Source organism: Bacillus sp. ISL-18 (genome assembly GCF_018613415.1).
GTDB lineage: Bacteria > Bacillota > Bacilli > Bacillales > Cytobacillaceae > Neobacillus.
The window spans coordinates 521,837-544,381 of record NZ_JAGGQG010000002.1; the positions used below are offsets into that span (position 1 = coordinate 521,837).

Here is a 22,545-nt window from a genome sequence, read left to right on the forward strand (position 1 = left end):
CTTAAATGCCATAATGAAACGGGATAGAATAATGAAAAAAATGAGCAGATTGGAAGCAGTTCTCTGGAATATTGCCTTCCCTGGTTTCAGCCAATTATTAACAGGGCAGTATATAAAAGGGGTCTTATTTGTTGTTTTAGAGTTTATTATGAATGTAAATAGTCATTTTAATCGGGCCATTATGCACAGCTTTTTAGGTGAAATAGAACAGGCTGAGATGTTGGTAAATTATCAATGGCTTATGTTTTATCCTTGTATTTACATGTTTTCGATGTGGGATGCCTATCGATTTGCAATGCCAGCGGAGGAAAAGTATTCTTATTTGCCTTTTGTATTCGGGGCTTACTTTGTAACAGTCGGATTAATGGTCTCTCCAAAGGTCACTTTTTTTGACATACATCCAGGACCTATTTTTTTACCAATGCTATTCCTCATCCCAGGTTTACTTGTAGGCGGCGGGATAAAAAGAATTTTAAAAGTAAGGGATAAAAGTCCCAATAGAGCGAATGAAAAGCTTTAAATCAATTATTTGATTTAAAGTTTTTTTTTATATCTGGAGCGTTTAGGTCCAGGTTGCAGCCCGAAAAGCACTTTAAGCACTCCCTCGAACCACAATAGGTGAATATGTTTTTCTGATTGGGAAAAATTTTTATTTTCCAACCCCCAGAAATAGTTCTTATAGAAACGTACCTATGTAGTAAAATGCGTGCATAAAGTTCTTGGGAAAAGATTGATAATGAGAGGAGAACAGTAATAATAAAAAACCTAAACAATAAACGTAAAGAAGCCTGCTGTACTTGGGGTTTTCTATACATGACTGCTTATTTCTACAAAGTCTTAAGTAACTATATATATGTTATAATGGGACGAATAGAGGTGAGCGCATGCTAAGTTTATTGTTTAAGACCAAGAAGAAAAAAAGAACTTTGGAAGAGACTGTTCTATTAATCCAGAATGGTGACCAAGAACTGCTGAATTACTTAATTGATTCCTATAAGCCCTTTATTGCTAAAACCGTTTCTTCTGTTTGCAGACGTTATATTTATGAATCCGATGATGAATTTAGCATTGGACTTATCGCATTTAATGAAGCAATCGAAAAATTTTCCCCAGACCGGGGAAGCTCGTTATTGAGTTTTTCCGAAGTCATTATAAAGAGAAGAGTAATTGACTATATTCGTAAACAAACGAAAGATCAACATGTTAGTATCGATATCACCAATCCATTACAAGAGGAAGAATCACCGGGAACGGTGATTGTCAATGAACTTTCCCTTGATGAATTTCATAAACAGAATGATGACCAATTAAGGAAAGAAGAAATACTTCATTTCCAAAAAGTGCTGACCTCTTTTGGTTTAAGTTTTAGTGACTTAGTGGAAAATTCACCAAAGCATACGGATGCCCGAATAAGTGCTATTCAAACAGCGAAAGTGCTTGTTGCCAATCCAGAGTTAAAAGAAATATTACTGGAAAAAAAACGTCTTCCTATCAAACAGTTAGAGACAATGGTAAATGTCAGCCGAAAAACGATTGAGCGGAATCGAAAATATATCATTGCCGTGGCACTTATTTTATCTAATGATTATGTGTATATGAAGAATTATATAAAGGGGGTCCTGGATATATGAAAAAAGGAATTATCATGGAAATAGACGATGCTTTCTTAACACTTTTAACCCCCGAGGGTGAGTTCCTAAGGACCAAAAAACAAGATCAACTCTATACGATTGGGGAGGAAATACATTTCTTTCCGATTACTACTTTTCAAGCAAGGGAATCATTTTTATTATTAAGGAAAATGTTTAAAGCGAGAAGTGTATGGGCCGTAATGGCTGCCCTTTTAATCTTACTTGGTTCCTTCCTTCCGCTCCATCAGAATAATAATAAAGCATACGCTTATATGTCAATCGATGCAAACTCGAGTATTGAACTTGGTGTAAATAAGAAGATGCAAGTTGTAAAATTAGCAGGGTTCAATAAAGAAGGGCAAGAGGTTATTTCAAAACTGAATGATTGGAAGAAAAAGGATGTTTCGGAAATTACTCAATCTATTTTAGAAGAGATGAAACAAGCGGGTCAGTTAGAAAATAACCAGGAGGTAATAATTGCAACTGTTCGTGCGAGAGAGCAGGATGAGCAATCTGAAAAGGAACTGCAAAAGAATATAGATGAGATTAAAGCGTCCGCGGGTAAGAAAGAGCTAGAGTTGACCGTGTTAAACGCAACCCAGGAAGATCGTAATAAGGCCCACAATCTAGGGATTACCACCGGGAAATATCAAGAGAATAAATATCAATCCAGCCTCCGCCAAAAGGAAAAACAGAAGAAGAGATATGAGAACCAGAAGAATGAGAACCACAAGAATGAGAACCAGAAGCTTAACACATTTCCCTTATCACCAAATGTTGTAAATCCACCGGGACAGCAAAAGAAGATTAATAATGAGAATCCAGCAGCACCTATACAGAAAAAGGCTATTAATTCAAATGCATCAGTGGGAAAGACAGTCCCGCCAGGACAACTAAAAAAAGCAGAAAATCAATTGAAACAAGAGCAGCGAAATAATAACCAACAGGTCAAACAAGAAATGAAACAACAGCCAAAACAACAGCCGCATTCTTTCGCAAAGAATCAATCGAATGCCCATGGGAAAGCTCCCAATCCTAATAACCATGAAAAGAAGCCAAATCAAAAAGAGCCAAATAAGAATAATAATCATAATCATAAATAAAAGTCCGGTCTAAACCGGACTTTTTTCCATATTTATTCAATTATTGGTTATTATTTTGCCCGGATAATTGAGCTTGTGCTTGTTGGACTAATCTTTTGGTGATTTCTCCACCCACAGAACCATTTGCTCTTGAAACGGTATCAGAGCCTAATTGAACTCCAAATTCTTGGGCAATTTCATATTTCACCTGGTCCAAGTACTGCTCGATTCCAGGCACTAACAATTTATTACTGTTATTTGCCATCATTGACACTCCTTTGTCTTATGAAAGTTGAGACTTTCCTTGTTAACTTTTTAAGCCTCGTCGCCACCTATGAGGTGTACGCAGTTGGTACAATTAGGATTCAGAGGAGGTATGTCCTCTGTATTCATAGTATCTATACCCTTTTAAATTTCTATAAGTGGTAATGTTTTTCGGATTTGGATAATTTCATTAATCAGACCCTTTACTAACATCCTTTGTCGGATGCATAAAGGGGTAGGCTTGTGGTTTTCTTTTGCTGTCAAGCAGTTCACGATTTTCAGATGTATTCCAACCGATGTCATTTGTCGGATGAACCCACTCGTCTCCAGACATTATTGCAGGGTCTGTTTCCTCAGACCAATTTTCTAACGGAGAGTTCTCTGAAGCGTATAAACTGTCACCAATGGTCACTCCAAATTCATTTACAAAGGGGACCTCCATTTTAATGCCTGTCCCTTCGAAACTTGGGGCATTTATTTGATGAGGCATGGTTTCATCAATCGTTACTTTTTCGGAGGACTGTTTATGATTTGATTTTTTCATGTTCTGTTCACTCCTTTTTCTTTTATTTTCTGTTTGAACATCAATTTTATTTAAGAAAAATAAGGAAAGGAATGAACCTTGGCACTTTGCTCAAACTAAAGATGTACTATCATATCTTTGGGAGGATGTTAAATGGCGAAACGTAAAGCAGAATTTAATGCAGTGGAAAAATATTCGAAAACCCCTCATAAAAATGTTCAGGAAAGTGAATTTTCTGCAGAGTTTACAGATAACAATAATGCCATTCGGTTCCAAAATCGTAATTCGAAACAAGGTAAAAAAGGTAGAAGCTAATGGTTAAGGAGAATCACAATCTAAGCCCCAAACCTATGGAAGAATTCAGTGTTGAAATAGGTGAGGTAAATGGGGTTAAGCTTTATGAAACGAAAAAGCATTTGAAGAAAATTGGAAAAAATAAATAAGCCGGGGGCTCCCGGCTTATTTAAGAAATTATAAGGGAAATGTTAGGGTTTGGTCATTGCTTGGATCGAAGAATACTAATAGGTAGCCTGTTTTACGTTTCAAGTGACCAGTTGTTAAATACTCACCTAAATCAAAGCTTAACTCCTCAAGCAGTGTATGCTTATATAAATCCTTTTCATCAAGCTGCAGTTGGCTAAAATGATCTCCCAGCATGGCTGGATTGTCCATTATTTGTTTATAAAGCTGGGACCGCTCACCCTTATCCAAAGAGGCCTCCCACCAAGGCTTTCTAGGCTTGTATTTGTGATTTCTTAAATAATCGTACTTCATTAATCCTCCAATAATTTCTAGGTCATCTACGGAGCGCTCCTTTAAAAATGAGTATAATCTCCGAAATAAGTCCTCTAGTTGATGACCAATTCGCGACCATCCTTTATTGTCCCAGTAAGAACCAAACTCTTGGAAAAAGTCAAAAGGGGATGGAAATACATGGTTGACAAGATATTCAACCGTATAATCCATTCGATGGTCATTCCAATATTTCTCTAATACGTCCTCCACCTGTTTAATTCTAACGATATCATCAAACGATAGGACATTATTACTTAATATTTCATATGGTGAATGGTCCATATATACATAGCGATGTTCGTCAGCGCGAAGACGAACCCCAGTCCCCCTCAGCATTTTTAAAAATCCTAATTGTAATTCTTCCGGTCTCATTTCGAATACATCATTGAATGTTTTTCGGAAGGATGAATAATCTTCTTCAGGAAGCCCGGCAATCAAATCAAGATGTTGGTCAATTTTGCGTCCTTCTTTGACCATTGTGACGGTTCTTGTTAGCTTTTCAAAATTTTGTTTTCGTCTTACCAGCTCATTCGTGTAGTCATTGGTAGACTGAACGCCAATTTCAAATCGAAAAAGTCCTTTTGGGGCTTCTTGATTTAAAAATTCAATGACCTCCGGACGCATAATATCTGCCGTTATTTCAAATTGAAAAACGGTTCCAGGCAGATGTTCATCAATAAGGAAACGGAACATTTCTAATGCGTAGCTTCTGCTGATATTGAATGTACGATCCACAAACTTAATGGTTTTAGCACCATGGTCCATAAGATAGCGAATGTCAGCTTTTATTTTTTCACGATCAAAATATCTAACCCCGACCTCGATGGAAGAGAGGCAGAATTGACAGCTAAATGGACAGCCTCTGCTTGTCTCAACATAAGTGACGCGCTTTCCTAAATCGGCAATATCCTCAGGAAAACGATAAGGTGATGGTAATTCTTTAAGATCTAGCTTATTCATTTGAGGGGTTATTTTTACTTCTCCATTTCCCCTATAAGCAATACCATGAACCTTTTGATAATCTTTGGCGCCACTGATTTCATGGAGAAGCTGTTTAAAGGTTTGTTCTCCTTCCCCAATTACAATAAAATCCACATCAGGGTATTTTTCCATCCATTCGACTGTATCGTAGGTTACCTCGGGTCCCCCTAAAACAATTAAAATCGAAGGATCAACCTTTTTAAGCATATTAACTACTTTGAGTGTTTCCTCTATGTTCCAAATATAGCAGCTAAAACCGATGACGTCCGGTTTTGCTTGATAAAGGTCCGACACAATATTTAGGACCGGATCTTTAATAGTATATTCTTTTAACTTAATGGGGAGTTCTGGGGCGGCATAGGCCTTTAAATATCGAATGGCAAGATTGGTATGAATAAACTTAGCATTCAGTGTGGAACAAATTACATTCATGTGAAAGCTCCTTTATAAATTATGACCAAATAATAATTATAGCCTATTTTTGACCAAAAGAGTATTAGCCAAACTTTAAATCGTCCAACTAGTAATATCCCTAGGGATTGTATCGGAAAGATTTATGCTGTTATACCACAGAATTTAATCTGTTATATAATTGAGCAAGCGTTTTAAAGTCTGAGCTAATAATGTTTTAAAAGAAATAAATAAAGTGTTCCAAAAATTTATGGCAGATGTTTGACTTTTATCACAGCTTAAACTTTCTAATTGTCCTACAATAATGGAAGGGAAAAGTGATTAATAGATTATTTCGTAATTTTTGGAACGAAATGGGGAGGGACATTATGTCTATTTTACCGAAAAAGAATGAACTTGGATTTTTTGAAGTCCGTTTGGAATCAATTGGCGGCCTGGGAGCAAACCTGGCAGGGAAAATGTTAGCCGAGGCAGGGGTCTTAAGTCTTGGGTTAAGAGGCTCGAATTTTTCATCCTATGGGTCCGAAAAGAAGGGTTCACCTGTAAAGAGCTTTATCCGTTTTTGTGATCCTGATGTTGAGATTAGGGACCATAGTCCAATTGAGCAGCCTCATATTGTAGGAGTTTTCCATGAAGCCTTATATAAAACGGTAAATGTGGTAAGCGGTTTGGCTGCCGATGGTATTGTTTTAGTTAATACAGCAAGAGAATTCGATGACGTAAAAAAAGATTTGCATTTAGAATATGGCTCACTTGCGATTGTCGATGCCTTAACGATCGCATTAGAGGAGAAAACGAAGGTAAATACAGCCATGCTTGGCGCTTTATATCGAATTTGTGATTTCCTAAATCCCGAATCAATGAGAGATATGATTCGGAAAACTTTTACGAAAAAATATCCCCACCTTGTTGAACCGAATATCAGGACATTTGACCGCGGCTATAATGAAGTTCTATTTAAAATCTACGAAGTGCCAGAAGGTGCTGAAGGAAAATCCTTTACACGTCCGCTTCCACCACTTGGGTTTTTGACACAAGAACTGGGCGGAGTGATGGTTTCTCAGGCAAATAGTATTTTAAAAGATTTAAGTGGATCAAGGCAAGGCTTCCTGCCTGAATTCAAACAGGACAAATGCATAAATTGTGCAGCATGTGATAATGTTTGTCCAGATTTTTGTTTTGTTTGGGAAGAAGGGGAAGATAAACGCGGCAGAAAGCAAATGTTCCTTAAAGGGATTGATTATCAATATTGTAAGGGCTGCTTAAAGTGTGTGGAAGCATGTCCAACAGACGCATTAGGCGATCTTCGTGAAATTTTGGGGTATGCGGGTGAAAACCGTGTGAAGCAAAACTTTCCTTATATTACAGGAGGGGTACAATAATGGCGATTTTAGAAGAGAAATTAACCAAGCAGGGTGTGGCAGAGCAAGTTTCTACCTTTGAATCAGGAAATGAAATGGCGGCAACGGCTGCAGCCCAAATTAATTATCATATCATGGGATATTTCCCAATTACACCTTCTACAGAGGTTGCCCAATTTTTAGATCAAATGAAAACACGCGGCCAGCATGATATAAAATTGATTCCAGCGGATGGGGAGCATGGTTCAGCAGGTATTTGCTACGGAGCCGCTGCGACAGGTGCACGTGTCATTAATGCGACTAGTGCGAATGGTTTCCTCTATATGCTTGAACAAATGCCTGTCCAATCAGGTACTCGCTACCCAATGGTTATGAATCTTGTCACTCGTGCTGTCAGTGGACCGCTAGATATTCGTGGGGACCACTCAGACCTTTATTATGCCTTAAATACCGGCTGGGTTATTTTGACTGCAAAAACACCTCAAGCAGTTTATGATATGAATATTATGGCACTTAAAATTGCCGAACATTCAAAAGTCCGCTTACCTGTTATTGTGGCCTATGATGGTTTTTTCACATCTCATCAAAAGCGCAGGGTAGAATACTTTAAGGACCGAACTGTAGTTCAACAATTTGTTGGTGAATGTCCAACAGATTATAACTTTGTCCGAGATTTGAGCAAACCTGTTACCATTGGTGCTCATATGAGCGGTGACGATTTTATAAATAACCATTACCAACAATCGGAAGCTATTTACAATGCGGGTGAAGTATTCAAAGAAGTAGCTGCTGACTATGCGAAACTATCCGGCAGAGATTATCAAGTACTCGATCTATATAGAATGGAAGATGCAGAAGTTGCATTATTTTTATTGAATTCTGCTGCTGAGTCAGCAAAAGATGTAGTTGATCAGCTTCGTAATAAGGGAATTAAAGCTGGAGTCATCAGCCCTAATATTATCCGCCCATTCCCGGCAAAAGAAATTCGTGAAGCCCTAAAAAATGTTAAAGCCCTATTAGTTGGGGAGCGCGCAGATTCCTATGGTGCCAACGGGCCGAATCTTACACATGAAGTGAAATCAGCTCTACAAGATGACAAGGAAAACAAAACCATTGTGTTAAGCCGTGTATTTGGTCTTGGCGGGAAGGACTTCTATGCGGATGATGCCCAGGATTTCTTTAATATGGCCATTGAGGCAATGGAAAAGGGCTATGCTGAAAAACCTTTTGATTATTATGGACATATTCCAGGTAACCCGGAAAACATTCTTAAGCCTGTGATTTTGCCTCAGCATGGTGATGTGTACAAAACAGGTTTGATTGACGTAAAAATGGATGAAGAAACAAATAAATTAAAGGTCAAAATTCCTCCGCTTCGTGCGCTTACAGGTAAGCCAAAACGCATCGCATCAGGACATGGTGCATGTCCAGGCTGTGGAATTTTTGCCGGCCTGGAGTTATTCTTTAAGGGGATAGAGGGAGATATTGTAACTTTATTCCAAACAGGCTGTGCATACGTAACAACGACTGGGTATCCAAGTACATCCCATAAACAAACGATGATTCATAATTTGTTCCAAAACGGTGCTGCTACACTGTCTGGAACTGTTGAAGCATTCATGGAATTAAAACGCCGCGGTGAAATAAATGTGTCTGATGAGGCAACCTTTGTCATGATTACAGGCGACGGTGGTATGGACATAGGAATGGGCTCGGCAATTGGAACAGCTCTTCGTGGGCATAAACTAATTATGCTTGAGTATGATAATGAAGGTTATATGAATACGGGGTCGCAAATGTCATACTCTACACCAATTGGACATATGACAAGTACATCCGGGGTTGGAAAAGTACAGCGCGGAAAAGCATTCCACCATAAGGATACTGCTCAAATCATGGCCGCAACTAATATTCCATATGTATTTACAGGTTCTGAAGCATTCCCGCAGGACTTAGTAAAAAAAGGTGCAAAAGCACAATGGTATGCACAGAATGTTGGACCAGTCTACGGAAAACTGCTGATCGCTTGCCCATTAAACTGGAAATCAGATGACCGCTATGGTACAAAAATTGTCGAAGAAGCTGTGAATTCCTGTTTCTTCCCACTCTATGAGATTGAACAAGGTGTAACCACTATTACGTACAATCCAGAAGAAAAGAACAAACGGGTTCCACTTTCTGATTGGTTAAAATATATGGGAAAAGCAAAACATCTTTTAAAAGAAGAAAATCTTCCAATTTTAGAAGAGTTTGAGGCGGAAGTTGAAAAAAGATGGCTGCGTCTCAAAGCAAAACACGAAAATCCACTTTTATAAAATACAAAGAAGGTGTCCCAAAAGTATAACTTTTAGGGCACCTTCTTTCTTATACTTTAAACTAGTCTGTTGATTTCCGCTCTATGCACTTCGCTTTCCGCGGGCGGTACGGACGGGGAGCCTCCTCGTCGCTTCGCTCCTGCGGGGTCTCCCCAGCCCCGTACTCCCGCAGGACTTTGAATTTTCATCTTCGAATCCGCCCACGCACGAAGGAAATGCGATAGCATTTTCGAGGAGTCTTCGCGCCTTCCGCTCCAATCAACAGAGTGTGTCAAAATTATTCATCAATCACCATTTGGGTCAGCCTCTTTGTATTTCCAAAAAGTCGGGTTAGTCTGTTTGGAATAGGAAAATTTGCTTGTCGACTAAAAAGGATTTTACTCGATATATGTAGAATATATGGTTTAATATAGTAGAGAGTGAAAAAGGATTTCGCGGGGTGTCTAACGTGGAGAAGCAGGACATAAACGATACTTTACCTATTGGTAATAGTGATAAACAGAATAAAACAGTCAACTTTCAGGACGGAGAACAAAGATATAGACGTATTTTTGAAGATTCAATCGATGGTCTCCTCCTTTGGGATAACGACCACCGTATTATTGATGTAAATCGTTTTGGTGAAAAAATGATAGGTCTACCAAAAGAACGTTTGATAGGTAACCGGATCTATGAGCCGCACACCATTTTGAAAGATGGTAAGCAAGAGATCTTGAGGCATATTGAACAAGTGCTTGAAAAAGGACAAACATGTACCACGATGATTTTCACGGATGAAGAAGGAAATACTAGATATTTTGACTGTTCTTCAAAACTTGATATCCTGAGCGGGATTAATTTTACTGTATTTAAAGATATAACTGAAAAGATGGAAATAGAGGAGCAGCTCCGCAAATCAGATACACTGAGCGTAATTGGTGAACTTGCGGCCGGAATTGCCCATGAAATTCGTAATCCTATGACGGCACTAAAAGGTTTTATTCAGCTGCTTGAGGAAACTATCACGAAAGAACATCCGATGTATTATCAGGTAATCACTTCGGAACTGTCCCGAATTGATTCGATTATAAATGAATTTTTGATTCTTGCGAAGCCGCAGGCTACTAAATTTCAGGAAAAGAATCTTAACCAGATTTTGAAGGAAACAGTCGATTTACTATCTGCTCAAGCTGTTCTTCATAATGTTCAATTTATTACAAACATTGAAAGCCATCTGCCGCCTGTATTCTGTGAACCGAACCAATTAAAAAAGGTATTTATCAATATTATCAAAAATGCAATTGAAGTGATGCCTTTAGGTGGTAATGTATCCATTACTACAAGGATGTTGGAAGAAGAACGCGTTCAAATCAGTATCCAAGATGAAGGGGCAGGAATTCCAAAAGAAAAAATAAAAAAGCTAGGTGAACCATTTTTTACGACAAAGGAACAGGGAACGGGCTTAGGGTTAATGGTTAGTCATCGAATTATAAAAGATCACCAAGGTGAAATTACAATCGAAAGTGTAGAAGGAAGAGGTACCACGTTTTATATCGAGCTGCCCTCTCAATTAAAAGATAAAAAAGAAATAATGTAAAAAAGCAATCCACGTAACCGTTCCGATTGCTTTTAATTATTTTCTTAAAAATTTTATTGATATGAGGTTGGTTTTCTATCTTCAAAAATCGGAATAAGTTTGCGTATTTCTTTGACTTGGTCCAAATCAATCTCAGCAGTGAGAACCTCTTCCTGCTCTGCAGCTTCAGCCACTACTTCTCCCCACGGATCAATAATGAGGGAATGTCCGGCAAATTGGTTATTTGGGTCACTGCCAGACCTATTACAAGCGATGACATAGCATTGATTTTCAATGGCTCTGGCAATCAAGAGAGCACGCCAATGCCCTAACCGTGCTGCCGGCCATTCCGCCACCACAAAAAGGGCTTCAGCGCCTTCTGATGTATGTGCACGAATCCATTCAGGAAAGCGAATATCATAGCAAATGACCCCTGCAAACAATTGACCATCCACTTGGAATAAGCCTTTTTCAGCCCCTGCCTCAAGGTATAGATGTTCATCCATTAATTTAAAAAGATGAAGTTTATCATATTGGTGGGTAACAGTGCCATCTTTTGTAATAATGAGGAGGGTATTCTTTACTCCTTTTTCGACTCGATTTGCAACCGACCCTCCCACAAAATGGACCTGATGTTTCTTTGCAGCTGCCTGGAGGAAGGCAATCGTTTGCTGGGCTTTTAGGTCCGCTATTTCAGCTAACCTGGTAAGGTCATATCCGGTCGTCCAAAGCTCCGGCAGGACAATAATATCCGGATGTGACTCCATGGCTTTTTCAATTAGATTTTCAGCAGCTTGATAATTCTTTTCAGGATCACCGAAGGCGATATCCATTTGGAGACAGGAAACTTTTAATTTCAAAAACCTTCACCTCATTAATTTTCTGAATTTTAACTTTACAAGTCGTTATAAAAGTTATACCATGTATCGATGGAAATTCAATAGGCTTTTAAATTCTATCATTAAATAGTTTAATATAAAGCAGTTGAGTCAATAGGCTGGGATGTGACTCCCCCTAAGGGCTGGTTTTTGCCTGTCTGAAAGATTTTCTTTCAATTTCAGACTATACAAGTAAATTCAACCTAGTTCTATCGTACTAAAAAATATTCCGCAAAAATTTTATTATATCTCTTTAAAGTAAAAAAGCCCCCAAAAATTTAACTTTTCTCTACTTTATTCTCCATACCTGGTTGTGGAGGTATTTGTCGTTTGTATTCGAAAAAAAGAGAAAAAGATGTCGAAAAACGAAAGAAATAGAATGTTTTGTCTACTTTTGCGATTGTATTTACTTTTAATAAAATTCTTGTCATAATTCTTCAAGTAGTCTACTTTTTGAGTAGTTTATAGTAAGTGTGTAAGGTAGGAGGATAAAATTGTACGAGGATAGTAATTATCAATCTGAAATGATTGAAAAGATAAAAGCGAAAAGAGAATTAATGATTAATAGTGCAAATAGGCACGGTTTTACAAGTGAACAAACCATTAAATACAGCCAGGAACTAGATGAATTAATCAATCACTATCAAAAAGTGATCGGACAAACATCTAAATTAAATGAAGAAGTAAAATTTGCTTTTAAACACATGATTATGATCTGGCCAAAGGTTCTTGTTTAAAATATGAAGGTCTTCAGTAACTAATTATATACCATTTCAACCAGAAGGCCTTCCAGTGTCTTTTTTTCTTCAATTATTTGTCAATAAAAACCCCGTTTATATTCAAAAGACCTTTAAAAACTCTAGTTAAAATCCCCCAAAAAAATTCTAATTATGATACCTAATATTTGCAATAATAGTGTCAAGCTGTGATTTTTATCATTGTTTATATCGTCATATTTAATATAGTTATATTAATAGCATTTTGTTGTAAATTCTAACATAGCAAACCCGATCTTCTACATCTAGTATTTCACTATGATTCCGTTAATCGACAAACTTCCTAGAATCCACATTATTCTTACCCATCATTTTACTTTTAAAAAAGGTACAAGAAAAAACTCGTATGTTTGGTACTATGCTTGTGTTGCGATACATATATCGTTAATAAAAGCATTTTTAATAACCAAAGAAAGCAAACGCTTTCAAATAGTATAGTTCATATGGAGGAGGGAAAGTCCTACATGCACATTGTCGTTTGTATCAAACAAGTACCTGATACAAAAATTATTAAAATTAACCCAAAAACAAACACACTTGATCGTCGAAGTGCACCAGCCATTTTGAATCCTTATGATGCCCATGCGGTTCAAGAGGCTGTCAAAATTAAGGAAAAAACGGGCGGAACCATTTCGGTATTGTCAATGGGGCCGCCGCAAGCAACGGCAATTATTAAAAAAAGTATTGAAATAGGGGCAGATAGAGGTTATTTAATTACAGATCGTGCTTTCGCAGGGGCAGATACATTAGCCACCAGTTACGCATTATCAAAAGCTTTAGAACGAATTGCAAAGGAACTCCCTGTTGATATGGTGATTTGCGGAAAACATGCCATAGATGGGGATACTGGTCAGGTGGGACCGGGGATAGCAAGAAGAATGGATATCCCGCCTGTAACAAATGTAATTGAGGTGGCAGAAGTCAATCAAGAGGAAAAAACCGTTTTAATCAAACGAAAATTAACCAATGGTTATGAATTAATTCAATCGGAGATTCCATGCCTGTTGACCGTTGAAAAGGAAATAAATCAAATCGAATATTCACCAATGCCTAACATGATTAGAGCTGCAAGATACGAACCCATTATCTGGGCAGTCAGCGATCTTGAAGATGTTGACCGGACACAGCTTGGTTTAAAAGGATCACCAACGATTGTAGGTAAAATGTTTACACCACCACGTCCTGAAGGCGGTAAAAGACTAGAAGGGTCAGCACATGAGCAAGTAAAACAGCTCATGGAAGTTTTATTAGATAAAAAGGACCTATTTACGATTCAGTCAGCTAAATAATCAAAGTTATTTTTCTGCTTTAGGGAGGGATTTATATGAATCTTGATGACTATCGGGGAGTCTGGGTATTTATTGAACAAAACGGTAATAAAATTGAGGGAGTTTCACTCGAACTGCTTGGTGCGGGGAGAAAATTAGCGGATAAATTACAAGTTCCATTAGCAGGTTTTTTACTGGGGCATGGAGTTAAGCAAATGGTCAACCAAGTGATTTCTTACGGTGCGGATGAAGTTTATGTTATTGATCAGCCGATCTTAACACATTACAGGACTGAATCTTATATGCAGGGCGTTATGCTGTTGGCAAGAAAATATAAACCGGAAATTATCCTATATGGGGCCACACCGAATGGGAAGGATTTAGCGAGTGCAGTTGCAACCGATTTATCGACCGGGTTAACTGCAGATACGACCATGCTGGATGTCGATGTATCAAACCGATTACTTGAGGCAAGCAGACCAGCGTTTGGTGGAAATATCATGGCAACCATTCTATGTAAGAAGCACCGGCCGCAGATGGCAACTGTTCGGCCAAAGGTTATGAAGGCATTAGAGCCGGATGCAGCAAGACTTGGTAAGGTAATTGAAGAGAAAATTGACCTAAAAGAAGAAGATATGCGTACAAAAGTGCTGCAAATTGTGAATGACGTAACAAAAAAGGCTAGCCTTGCTGAAGCTCATGTAATTGTTTGCGGTGGTAAGGGTATGGGGGATTTGCAAAACTTTCAGCTTATTCATGAGTTAGCTGAAACCATTGGTGCCAGTGTAGGCGGGACTCGCGATGTTGTGGAAGCAGGCTGGCTTCTGCACGAACAACAGGTTGGTCAAACTGGTGAAACGGTAACACCAAAGATTTATTTTGCGATTGGAATCTCTGGTGCGATCCAGCATGTGGTTGGGATGAAAAACTCAGAGTTTATCATCGCCATTAACAAAGATCCGAATGCGCCTATTTTTGATGTTGCAACATACGGAATTGTAGGAGACGCGATGGAAATTGTCCCTAAATTAATACAGCAATTTAAGCAGCTCAAGACGGAAAAGGGCGGTGAAATTAGTTATGCCTGAAAAATTTGATGTGATTGTGGTGGGAGCCGGGCCTTCAGGTACAGCATGTGCCCTCACTTGTGCACGAAATGGCCTGAAAACTTTACTAATTGAAAGAGGTGAATACCCAGGAGCAAAAAACGTTATGGGCGGTGTTTTGTACCGCAAGCAGATGGAAGAACTCATTCCTGAGTTTTGGAAGGAAGCCCCTCTTGAGAGACCGGTCATTGAGCAGCGTTTTTGGATGATGGATAAGGAATCGGTTGTGTCTTTTGGTTACAAAGGTCTTGAATGGGCGGTGGAACCATATAATAATTTCACCGTACTGCGTGCCCAGTTCGACCAATGGTTTGCCGGGAAGGCGGTGGAGGCCGGAGCTCTGCTGATCAATGAAACGGTAGTGCTAGAGTGTATTGTTGAAAATGGCAAGGTTGTTGGTGTCCGGACGGACCGTCCAGATGGTGAAGTATATGCAGATGTTGTGGTACTGGCAGATGGGGTAAACTCTCTTCTATCCAAACAATTAGGTTTCCATAAAGAATTTCGCCCTGATGAAGTAGCTTTAACCGTTATGGAGGTTATTAATCTTCCAAAAGAAAAAATTAATGACCGTTTTAATTTAGAGGATAATCAAGGCTGCACGATTGAGATATTTGGAGATTCAACAAAAGGCAACCTGGGAACAGCTTTTCTATATACGAATAAGGACAGTTTAAATATCGGGGTCGGAACAACCCTATCTAGTATGATTAAAGCAAAATTGAAGCCATACGATCTATTAGATTACTTGAAAAATCATCCGATGGTAAAACCGTTGATTGCTGGCGGGGAATCTGCAGAATATTTAGCCCATCTTATTCCTGAAGGAGGCTACCGTTCTGTTCCTAAGGTTGCTGGTAATGGAGTCATTGTGGTTGGCGATGCCGCTCAGCTAGTCAATGCCATCCATCGTGAGGGCTCCAATATGGCAATGCATTCAGGTTTATTAGCAGCTGAAACCGTTATTGAAGCTAAGACGAGAGGTGATTTTTCTGAGTCGAGCTTAAATCTTTACCGTGAAAAGCTGTATGATAGTTTTATTATAAAAGACTTAGAAAAATATAAAGATGCTGCCCATACCTTTGAGAAATACCCGCAATACTTCAATGAATATGTTCCAATGATGAATAAGGCAATGAGTAAATTCTTTACAGTCGACGGAACACCGAAACGGGAAAAACAAAAACAAATCATGAAGAGTGTGACAGCAGAAAAAGGAACTATTCGAGTTATTCAGGATATTTATCGTGCCTGGAAGGCGGTGAAATAATGTCAACGAAGAATATCGAAGAAAAACAGTATCTTCTCCGTTTTAAGTGTGACACGAAATCGCATCTAACTGTACTTGATCATGATGTATGTATGACAAAATGTCCCGATAAAATTTGTACAGTATTTTGCCCTGCTGAAGTGTATAAGTGGGAAGGAACTAGGATGCAAGTAGGTTATGAAGGCTGTCATGAGTGCGGCAGCTGCCGAATCGGCTGCCCCTATCAAAATATAAAATGGGAATACCCAAAAGGCGGTCACGGAATTGTTTTTCGGTTAGCCTAAAAATAAAAAGAAGTGCTGGTTGGCTTGGAGCAACTAGCACTTCTTTTTATGCAGGAAAAAAGTATTTTATCATTCTTGGATTGGTGATAAAAGACATTTGCACGTTTATTACGATATGTAAGTTTTTTCACAAATAGGAGTAAAAAGAAGGTGAAGCAGAGGGTTAGGCTGAAGAGGATTTAGCTGATTTTCTCTAAAAGAGTGGCGGAGGAAAGTTCATCCTTTTTGCTTGATTGAACTAATGAGGAAGCCAATGTATTCGCAGAATCGATTAATTCCAAATGGGGTGAACAATAATAGGGTGCCTTCCAATTAAAGTCTCCCTCGTCTGTTGCAGGATAAATACTGACTTTCCAGTGATAATATATTTTGGGTTGTGGAAGCTGAACTCCTTCAACTGCTATCAGCCAATGGGTATAGGGTTGGTCAGTACAATAAGCTTCGGTATTTTTTAACGACTGCAGGTCATTTAATCCGATGGGAATTAAAGCCTTTTCATAAAAATCATGATAATTTGGAGTTTTCATCTATATCACCCTCCCGAATTAGGTATATCTATATTATATGAAACGATAACCCCTTAATTGTGTGATAATTGTTAAAACTGTTCAAAAAATTTTTAACTTCCTCATAAAATTTTCACAATTACACCCATTTGTAAAAAATGGCTTCTAAAAGTGACCTCCGTCACTACATGGCTAATCGGATATTTATATACTTAAATCACAGGAACGATATAGAGGTGAATGGAATATGAGTAGCTGCATGAGTGGTTTTGGCGGTATGGACCAAGGGGAGTTAAGTGAGGGTCTTGCCCGTTTAAAAGGTGAACATCCTGCTTTAAGAGCTCAAATGGAAGGATTATATAGTTTAACGAAAAAAATGGATCAAGAAATTGATGTGGAAGCAAATTTTAAAGAATTAATTATAAAGGTCAAAGAATTTAAAGGTGCCTTAGATCCGCATTCTGAGAGAGAAGAAGGTGTTCTATTTCCTATGATGGGCGTTTATATTGGTACCACTTCTGGGCCCATTGCCGTAATGGAATATGAACATGAACAGGCAAAGTCAAATATCGGTGCCTTTCTTCAACGGGCTGAAGTTGGGGAATCGACTACTGAGGAAAAGAAGAAATTAGCTGAACTAGTGCAAAATGCTTACTTTATTTTAACTGACCATTTTAACAAAGAGGAAAATGTGTTATTTCCAATGGCTGAAAGAATGCTGTCAGATGAGGAAAAAAAGGAGTTATTACGGAAGATACAAGATATTTAAACGAAAAAAGGATGGGCAGCGCTCATCCTTTTTTCGTTTTTTGATCCATGTAATACTTAAGAAAATTAACCTTGTTGATTCCATTCCGTGACCTTTTGATCACTTGGAAGCAGGAAGGCGATTAGACCAAGTAGCGGAAGAATACCGAGCCAAGTGATCATGGATTGCAAGCCTATCCAGTCAGCAATCGACCCAAGTCCAACAGAACCTATAGCTCCCATTCCGAACGCAAGGCCGACAGTTAACCCGGACATAGTACCAATCTTTCCTGGAACTAACTCCTGGGCATACACAACCGTAACCGAAAAACTAGTCATGAGGATAAACCCTGCAAGAATAAGAAAGATAAAGGCAAATGTTGGCGGTACATGCGGAATAAGAATCGAAAAAGGAACAGTTGCTAACATTGAAAAGGAGATAATGTTTTTCTTTCCAAATCGATCTGAGAGCGGTCCTCCAAAAAAAGTCCCAACCGCACCTGCTACTAAGAATGCAAATAAAAAGAGCTGAGATTCCTTTATAGATAATGCATATTCTTTAATAGCATAGAAGGTATAGAAGTTTGTCATCCCAGACGTATACCAGGTTCTTGCAAAAATTAACAGTAAAATGAATGCGAGCGTGTTTTTAACTTCTTTCGATAATCCCGCGCTCACATTAGCACTTGTTTTCTTTTTCACTTCCCGAGGGGCAATTAGTAATCTTTGTTGATACCAATTTGCGATATATATGAGTAATATAACCGCTATTGCGGCAACGATGGTAAACCACGATGCACCAATTTGCCCGAGTGGAACCAATAGCAGGGCAGTAATAACAGGTGCCAATGCCTGCCCTGTATTGCCGCCTACTTGATAAATAGATTGTGCGAGCCCCCGTCTGCTCCCAGCGGCCATATAAGCCACCCGGGAACCTTCAGGATGGAACACGGCAGAGCCAAGACCAATGAATATAACCGATAGTACAATCAGTACAAAATTACCCGCAAATCCTAAGCCGAGAATTCCAAATAGTGTAAAAGACAGACCGATGGGCAGGGCAAAGGGCATTGGCTTTTTGTCTGTAACAAAACCAACGACCGGCTGCATAACGGATGAAACCATATTTAACGAAAAAGCTATGATACCTAACTGGGTAAAGCTTAAGCCCATTGATTTTTCTAATATGGGGAACATTGCAGGTACAACCGCTTGAATGGCATCATTCAATAAATGGCAGAGGCCGATAATAAGCAGAATTTTAAACATAGTTGATTCCGAAGCCTTCGAAGCTTTTGTTGATAAAGCAGCTGGTTGATTCATATTATCCCTTCTTTTTTGTATTGTTTTTCCTATCTTACTACTTATTTACTAAAATAAAAAACAATTATTTCTATTTTCGAAATTAAAAAATAAAAATATAAAAAAAGAGATGGTTAAAAGGGGGATTTATGGAAAAGTCGGTTGAAGTTTTATTTACCCAGACTATTTTGGATAATTTCTTAGGTTGTTTTCAATTGGAAGATAAGGTTAGAAAGCTGGGGGACTTTGAAAATTATGTATTTGAGGTTTATCAGGATGGAAAACCGCTGGTATTAAGGATTACACATAGTTCACATCGAAAACGAACAGAAATTGGGGCAGAACTCAATTGGATGGATTTCCTTTTTAAAAATGACGTAAATTGTCCAGAGGTCATACCTTTGCCTACTGGAGATTTCATACAAACTGAAAAAGCGGCAGATGGAACTTCTTTTTATGCCTGTCTTTTTTCAAAGGTCAGGGGAGAACCTGTAAAAATAAATTCTCACACCTTCAACGAGGAATTGTTTTATGCCTGGGGGAGAGAAATCGGTAAAATGCACCGGATCACAAAACGGTATCAACCAAAAAAGGGCGATAGCATGCGTCCTTATTGGTACGAAGAGGAATTGCTCCGGGGTGAAGACTTTTTTTCACATGAACCTGAAATAATTGAAAATACACAGCAGCTAATTTGCGAGTTACGAGAGCTGCCGCAGAACCTAGATAATTTTGGTCTCATCCATTCGGATATCCATTCCGGGAACTTTTTCTACGATGGGAAAGAGGTCCATGTGTTTGACTTTGATGATTCCAGTTATCATTGGTTTGTATCTGACATAGCCATTCCGTTATATTATTCGATACTTTATGGATGCAGTAAAGCAAAAGAGGGGGAAAGGAAAACATTTTCTAAGTTTTTCTTAAGTCATTTTACGAGGGGCTATGAAGTATATCATCCTCTTCCGGAGAACTGGAAAGAGCAGCTGTCACTTTTTCTAAGACTGAGGGACATAACGCTTTACTCTGTGTTTCATAAAAAGATTTCTCCGCAGGACCGGAACGACCGGTTAAATCACCTATTGTTGGAATTAAGGAAGAGAATCATTCAAAAAGAGGCAATCGTCCAAAACCCCTTATAAAATAAGGGAATTTGACAGACATAAAAAAATTTTTTATAATTAATTTTGAAATCAAGATAATTTTCTTAATTGAATCCTTCCAGATTTTATTAAAACTTAAAAGGATGAGTTTCTTATGGACAATCAATCAGTAGAAAAGTCATTAAAGTTATTTATAGTCCTTTCTAGAGCATATAAAGCGATTAATGAACATGTAAATAAAGCTATTCAAACAAAAGGCTTGAATCCAACGGAATTTGCAGTGTTAGAGCTTCTATATCATAAAGGTGATCAGCCAATGCAGCAGATTGGCGGAAAAATTCTTCTGGCTAGCGGCAGTATTACCTATGTAGTTGACAAGCTCGAACAAAAGGGACTACTCAGACGAATTGCTTGTCCGAATGACCGCCGGGTCACATATGCCCAAATTACAGAACAAGGAAAAACATTTATTGAGGAAATTTTTCCTGAACATGCCAAACAAATTGATACGCTGATGTCTAGCCTGTCCGATTCGGAAAAAACGTTAGCCATAGACTTACTGAAAAAATTAGGTATACCGGCAGGGAAATTTTAATACGGCCAATGGTCGTATTTTTTTTATTAAAGGAATACTATTAGAAAGTGTCGAATTGATAGACTTGAAAAAATGGAAAGGGGTTCTGACATGAGCTTTGAAAATTATACATATAAAAGGCCAAATCTCGACGAAGTTACAGCCAAGTTTGATGAAGTATTAGAGGGCTTTAAAAATGCGGATACAGTTGAGGCACAAAGCGGGTTTATGAACGAAATTAATCAACTTCGAAATGATCTTGGCACCATGTTTAATCTTTGTTATATTCGCCACTCAATTGATACCACTAATGAGTTTTATAAAGAAGAACAAGATTTTATGGATGAAATTCAGCCTGAGGTAGAGGGCTTGGTAACTAAGTATTACCAAGAATTAGTTGAATCGAAGTTTCGCGCCGAGTTAGAAAAAAAGTGGGGAACGCAACTTTTTGCCTTAGCGGAGGGACAGTTAAAAACCTTTAAGCCTGAAATTGTTTCCTTACTACAAAAGGAAAACCGCCTGTCAACGGAGTACACAAAACTGCTTGCCTCAGCTAAGATCAATTTTGAAGGGGAGGAAAGAACACTTGCCCAATTAGACCCCTTCACCGAATCTCGGGATCGTGAGATGAGAAAAAGGGCAAGTGAAGCAAAATTTGGATTTTTTGCTGAACATGAAGAACAACTAGACCGAATTTATGATGATTTGGTCAAAGTAAGAACAGAGATTGCTCAACGTTTAGGGTTTAAAAACTTTGTTGAACTTGCCTATTATCGTATGATGAGAACCGATTATGATGCAAAAATGGTAGAAAATTTTCGTAATCAGGTAAAGGATTTCATTGTTCCTATAGCTACCAGGTTAAAAGAACGACAGCAAGAAAGAATTGGTGTAGATCAATTAAAATACTATGATGAAGGCTTTAATTTTCAATCCGGAAATGCTGTTCCAAAAGGCGATCCCGAATGGATTATTGAAAACGGTCAAAAAATGTACGAAGACCTTTCTAAAGAGACAGGTAGTTTCTTTAGCTATATGCAGGAAAGTAATTTAATGGATCTTGTTGCTAAGAAGGGAAAAGCTGGCGGAGGCTATTGTACATTTATTGAGAATTATAAAGCTCCATTCATATTTTCAAATTTTAACGGAACATCTGGCGATATAGATGTCTTAACACATGAAGCTGGTCATGCCTTCCAAGTGTATTCGAGCCGTCATTTTGAAATACCTGAATATTACTGGCCAACCTATGAATCCGCAGAAATCCATTCCATGAGTATGGAATTTTTCACATGGCCATGGATGGACTTATTCTTTAAAGAGGATACCGATAAATATAAGTTTACCCACTTAAGCAGCGCCTTGTTATTCCTTCCATACGGGGTTTCTGTAGATGAATTTCAGCACTGGGTTTATGAAAATCCTTCTGCCTCACCTGAAGAACGAAAACATAAGTGGCGGGAAATTGAAAAAAAGTATTTACCACATAAGGATTATGATGGCAATGTCTATTTAGAGAACGGCGGCTTTTGGCAGCGTCAGGGTCACATTTATAATTCACCCTTCTATTATATTGACTATACGCTTGCCCAAATTTGTGCCTTCCAATTCTGGAAGCGTTCGATCGAAAATAGCGAAGAGGCATGGGCGGATTATGTTAAGCTTTGTAAGCTTGGCGGGAGTCTTTCTTTTACAAAACTGGTCAAGGCAGCTAACTTAATTTCACCTTTTGAAGACGGCTGTGTTGAGTCGGTTGTAGGTGTGATTGAAGAATGGCTAAACTCTGTTGAGGATCAAAAACTATAAAAAAAAG

At 38.4% G+C, this 22,545-nt stretch carries 23 protein-coding genes; 17 read left to right on the forward strand and 6 right to left on the reverse strand.

Going from position 1 to position 22,545, the window contains the following annotated elements:
- Positions 1 to 31: 31 nt before the first annotated feature.
- From J7E81_RS02565 to J7E81_RS02575, 3 genes are all read left to right on the forward strand, one after another.
- Complete coding sequence (locus J7E81_RS02565; RefSeq protein WP_215040571.1) at positions 32 to 520, forward strand: hypothetical protein; 489 nt, start codon at positions 32 to 34, stop codon at positions 518 to 520.
- Between the two features lie 364 nt (positions 521 to 884).
- A complete protein-coding gene (sigI, locus tag J7E81_RS02570; protein ID WP_215040572.1) occupies positions 885 to 1,631 on the forward strand; it encodes an RNA polymerase sigma factor SigI in 747 nt (248 codons plus the stop codon).
- Positions 1,628 to 2,734 (forward strand): anti-sigma factor domain-containing protein, encoded by a 1,107-nt coding sequence (locus J7E81_RS02575; RefSeq protein ID WP_215040573.1) that lies wholly within the window; start codon positions 1,628 to 1,630, stop codon positions 2,732 to 2,734. Before sigI ends, J7E81_RS02575 begins: the two co-directional genes overlap by 4 nt.
- A 40-nt stretch (positions 2,735 to 2,774) precedes the next feature.
- On the opposite strand, the gene J7E81_RS02580 is transcribed toward J7E81_RS02575, so the two are convergent.
- Positions 2,775 to 2,978 carry an alpha/beta-type small acid-soluble spore protein gene (locus J7E81_RS02580; protein ID WP_215040574.1) on the reverse strand — a complete coding sequence of 68 codons (204 nt, stop codon included), beginning with the start codon at positions 2,976 to 2,978 and terminating at the stop codon, positions 2,775 to 2,777.
- Between the two features lie 189 nt (positions 2,979 to 3,167).
- On the reverse strand, positions 3,168 to 3,521 hold the full coding sequence (locus tag J7E81_RS02585) for a DUF3905 domain-containing protein (RefSeq protein WP_215040575.1): 354 nt from the start codon (positions 3,519 to 3,521) through the stop codon (positions 3,168 to 3,170).
- 132 nt (positions 3,522 to 3,653) lie between these two features.
- Here J7E81_RS02585 and J7E81_RS02590 point away from each other — a divergent pair, with 132 nt between their 5' ends.
- Positions 3,654 to 3,815, forward strand: coding sequence for a hypothetical protein (locus tag J7E81_RS02590; protein ID WP_215040576.1), 162 nt, complete (start codon positions 3,654 to 3,656; stop codon positions 3,813 to 3,815).
- Positions 3,815 to 3,943, forward strand: a complete 129-nt coding sequence (locus J7E81_RS30805; protein WP_285291981.1) for a hypothetical protein — start codon at positions 3,815 to 3,817, stop codon at positions 3,941 to 3,943. The genes J7E81_RS02590 and J7E81_RS30805 overlap by 1 nt, the downstream gene beginning before the upstream one ends.
- A 28-nt stretch (positions 3,944 to 3,971) precedes the next feature.
- On the opposite strand, the gene J7E81_RS02595 is transcribed toward J7E81_RS30805, so the two are convergent.
- Positions 3,972 to 5,708 carry a B12-binding domain-containing radical SAM protein gene (locus tag J7E81_RS02595; RefSeq protein WP_215040577.1) on the reverse strand — a complete coding sequence of 579 codons (1,737 nt, stop codon included), beginning with the start codon at positions 5,706 to 5,708 and terminating at the stop codon, positions 3,972 to 3,974.
- 347 nt (positions 5,709 to 6,055) lie between these two features.
- Between J7E81_RS02595 and J7E81_RS02600 the strand changes: the two genes are divergently transcribed.
- The 3 genes from J7E81_RS02600 (at position 6,056) to J7E81_RS31050 (ending at position 10,939) form a co-directional block, all read left to right on the forward strand.
- Entirely contained in the window at positions 6,056 to 7,069 is a 1,014-nt protein-coding gene (locus J7E81_RS02600) for a 2-oxoacid:acceptor oxidoreductase family protein (RefSeq protein ID WP_215040578.1), read from the forward strand.
- Entirely contained in the window at positions 7,069 to 9,363 is a 2,295-nt protein-coding gene (locus tag J7E81_RS02605; RefSeq protein ID WP_215040579.1) for a thiamine pyrophosphate-dependent enzyme, read from the forward strand. Before J7E81_RS02600 ends, J7E81_RS02605 begins: the two co-directional genes overlap by 1 nt.
- 448 nt (positions 9,364 to 9,811) lie before the next feature.
- A complete protein-coding gene (locus J7E81_RS31050) occupies positions 9,812 to 10,939 on the forward strand; it encodes an ATP-binding protein (RefSeq protein ID WP_215040580.1) in 1,128 nt (375 codons plus the stop codon).
- 53 nt (positions 10,940 to 10,992) lie between these two features.
- Here the strand turns inward: J7E81_RS31050 and J7E81_RS02615 are convergent, their stop codons facing one another.
- A complete protein-coding gene (locus J7E81_RS02615) occupies positions 10,993 to 11,778 on the reverse strand; it encodes a carbon-nitrogen family hydrolase (protein ID WP_215040581.1) in 786 nt (261 codons plus the stop codon).
- Between the two features lie 512 nt (positions 11,779 to 12,290).
- On the opposite strand from J7E81_RS02615, the gene J7E81_RS02620 reads away from it, so the two are divergent.
- The 5 genes from J7E81_RS02620 to J7E81_RS02640 all read left to right on the forward strand — a co-directional run bounded on the left by J7E81_RS02620 (position 12,291) and on the right by J7E81_RS02640 (position 16,500).
- Positions 12,291 to 12,533, forward strand: a complete 243-nt coding sequence (locus tag J7E81_RS02620; RefSeq protein ID WP_215040582.1) for an aspartyl-phosphate phosphatase Spo0E family protein — start codon at positions 12,291 to 12,293, stop codon at positions 12,531 to 12,533.
- A gap of 503 nt (positions 12,534 to 13,036) precedes the next feature.
- The gene (locus J7E81_RS02625; RefSeq protein ID WP_215040583.1) at positions 13,037 to 13,861 is read left to right on the forward strand and encodes an electron transfer flavoprotein subunit beta/FixA family protein; all 825 of its coding nucleotides are present in this window, start codon (positions 13,037 to 13,039) and stop codon (positions 13,859 to 13,861) included.
- Between the two features lie 35 nt (positions 13,862 to 13,896).
- Positions 13,897 to 14,928 (forward strand): electron transfer flavoprotein subunit alpha/FixB family protein, encoded by a 1,032-nt coding sequence (locus tag J7E81_RS02630; RefSeq protein WP_215040584.1) that lies wholly within the window; start codon positions 13,897 to 13,899, stop codon positions 14,926 to 14,928.
- Positions 14,921 to 16,216, forward strand: a complete 1,296-nt coding sequence (locus tag J7E81_RS02635) for an FAD-dependent oxidoreductase (RefSeq protein ID WP_215040585.1) — start codon at positions 14,921 to 14,923, stop codon at positions 16,214 to 16,216. Before J7E81_RS02630 ends, J7E81_RS02635 begins: the two co-directional genes overlap by 8 nt.
- Positions 16,216 to 16,500, forward strand: coding sequence for a ferredoxin family protein (locus J7E81_RS02640; protein ID WP_066252392.1), 285 nt, complete (start codon positions 16,216 to 16,218; stop codon positions 16,498 to 16,500). Before J7E81_RS02635 ends, J7E81_RS02640 begins: the two co-directional genes overlap by 1 nt.
- Before the next feature lie 179 nt (positions 16,501 to 16,679).
- On the opposite strand, the gene J7E81_RS02645 is transcribed toward J7E81_RS02640, so the two are convergent.
- Complete coding sequence (locus J7E81_RS02645) at positions 16,680 to 17,027, reverse strand: hypothetical protein (protein WP_215040586.1); 348 nt, start codon at positions 17,025 to 17,027, stop codon at positions 16,680 to 16,682.
- Positions 17,028 to 17,253: 226 nt separating this feature from the next.
- On the opposite strand from J7E81_RS02645, the gene J7E81_RS02650 reads away from it, so the two are divergent.
- Positions 17,254 to 17,775, forward strand: a complete 522-nt coding sequence (locus tag J7E81_RS02650; RefSeq protein WP_251028403.1) for a hemerythrin domain-containing protein — start codon at positions 17,254 to 17,256, stop codon at positions 17,773 to 17,775.
- Positions 17,776 to 17,840: 65 nt separating this feature from the next.
- On the opposite strand, the gene J7E81_RS02655 is transcribed toward J7E81_RS02650, so the two are convergent.
- Positions 17,841 to 19,076: an MFS transporter gene (locus J7E81_RS02655; protein WP_215040587.1), complete on the reverse strand. Its 1,236-nt coding sequence runs from the start codon at positions 19,074 to 19,076 to the stop codon at positions 17,841 to 17,843.
- Positions 19,077 to 19,204: 128 nt separating this feature from the next.
- Here J7E81_RS02655 and J7E81_RS02660 point away from each other — a divergent pair, with 128 nt between their 5' ends.
- From J7E81_RS02660 to J7E81_RS02670, 3 genes are all read left to right on the forward strand, one after another.
- Positions 19,205 to 20,197, forward strand: a complete 993-nt coding sequence (locus tag J7E81_RS02660) for a phosphotransferase enzyme family protein (protein ID WP_215040588.1) — start codon at positions 19,205 to 19,207, stop codon at positions 20,195 to 20,197.
- 115 nt (positions 20,198 to 20,312) lie between these two features.
- Positions 20,313 to 20,753 (forward strand): MarR family winged helix-turn-helix transcriptional regulator, encoded by a 441-nt coding sequence (locus J7E81_RS02665; protein ID WP_215040589.1) that lies wholly within the window; start codon positions 20,313 to 20,315, stop codon positions 20,751 to 20,753.
- Between the two features lie 90 nt (positions 20,754 to 20,843).
- A complete protein-coding gene (locus J7E81_RS02670; RefSeq protein ID WP_215040590.1) occupies positions 20,844 to 22,538 on the forward strand; it encodes a M3 family oligoendopeptidase in 1,695 nt (564 codons plus the stop codon).
- Positions 22,539 to 22,545 lie beyond the last annotated feature (7 nt).

Bases quoted from the DNA above. Each gene is read 5' to 3' on its own strand.
- sigI (WP_215040572.1), top strand. From the start codon at position 885: ATGCTAAGTTTATTGTTTAAGACCAAGAAGAAAAAAAGAACTTTGGAA.
- J7E81_RS02605 (WP_215040579.1), top strand. From the start codon at position 7,069: ATGGCGATTTTAGAAGAGAAATTAACCAAGCAGGGTGTGGCAGAGCAA.
- J7E81_RS02580 (WP_215040574.1), bottom strand. From the start codon at position 2,978: ATGGCAAATAACAGTAATAAATTGTTAGTGCCTGGAATCGAGCAGTAC.
- J7E81_RS30805 (WP_285291981.1), top strand. From the start codon at position 3,815: ATGGTTAAGGAGAATCACAATCTAAGCCCCAAACCTATGGAAGAATTC.
- J7E81_RS02585 (WP_215040575.1), bottom strand. From the start codon at position 3,521: ATGAAAAAATCAAATCATAAACAGTCCTCCGAAAAAGTAACGATTGAT.
- J7E81_RS02625 (WP_215040583.1), top strand. From the start codon at position 13,037: ATGCACATTGTCGTTTGTATCAAACAAGTACCTGATACAAAAATTATT.
- J7E81_RS02645 (WP_215040586.1), bottom strand. From the start codon at position 17,027: ATGAAAACTCCAAATTATCATGATTTTTATGAAAAGGCTTTAATTCCC.
- J7E81_RS02640 (WP_066252392.1), top strand. From the start codon at position 16,216: ATGTCAACGAAGAATATCGAAGAAAAACAGTATCTTCTCCGTTTTAAG.
- J7E81_RS02650 (WP_251028403.1), top strand. From the start codon at position 17,254: ATGAGTAGCTGCATGAGTGGTTTTGGCGGTATGGACCAAGGGGAGTTA.
- J7E81_RS02575 (WP_215040573.1), top strand. From the start codon at position 1,628: ATGAAAAAAGGAATTATCATGGAAATAGACGATGCTTTCTTAACACTT.
- J7E81_RS02630 (WP_215040584.1), top strand. From the start codon at position 13,897: ATGAATCTTGATGACTATCGGGGAGTCTGGGTATTTATTGAACAAAAC.
- J7E81_RS02660 (WP_215040588.1), top strand. From the start codon at position 19,205: ATGGAAAAGTCGGTTGAAGTTTTATTTACCCAGACTATTTTGGATAAT.
- J7E81_RS02665 (WP_215040589.1), top strand. From the start codon at position 20,313: ATGGACAATCAATCAGTAGAAAAGTCATTAAAGTTATTTATAGTCCTT.
- J7E81_RS02635 (WP_215040585.1), top strand. From the start codon at position 14,921: ATGCCTGAAAAATTTGATGTGATTGTGGTGGGAGCCGGGCCTTCAGGT.
- J7E81_RS02600 (WP_215040578.1), top strand. From the start codon at position 6,056: ATGTCTATTTTACCGAAAAAGAATGAACTTGGATTTTTTGAAGTCCGT.
- J7E81_RS02565 (WP_215040571.1), top strand. From the start codon at position 32: ATGAAAAAAATGAGCAGATTGGAAGCAGTTCTCTGGAATATTGCCTTC.
- J7E81_RS02590 (WP_215040576.1), top strand. From the start codon at position 3,654: ATGGCGAAACGTAAAGCAGAATTTAATGCAGTGGAAAAATATTCGAAA.
- J7E81_RS02670 (WP_215040590.1), top strand. From the start codon at position 20,844: ATGAGCTTTGAAAATTATACATATAAAAGGCCAAATCTCGACGAAGTT.
- J7E81_RS02595 (WP_215040577.1), bottom strand. From the start codon at position 5,708: ATGAATGTAATTTGTTCCACACTGAATGCTAAGTTTATTCATACCAAT.
- J7E81_RS02655 (WP_215040587.1), bottom strand. From the start codon at position 19,076: ATGAATCAACCAGCTGCTTTATCAACAAAAGCTTCGAAGGCTTCGGAA.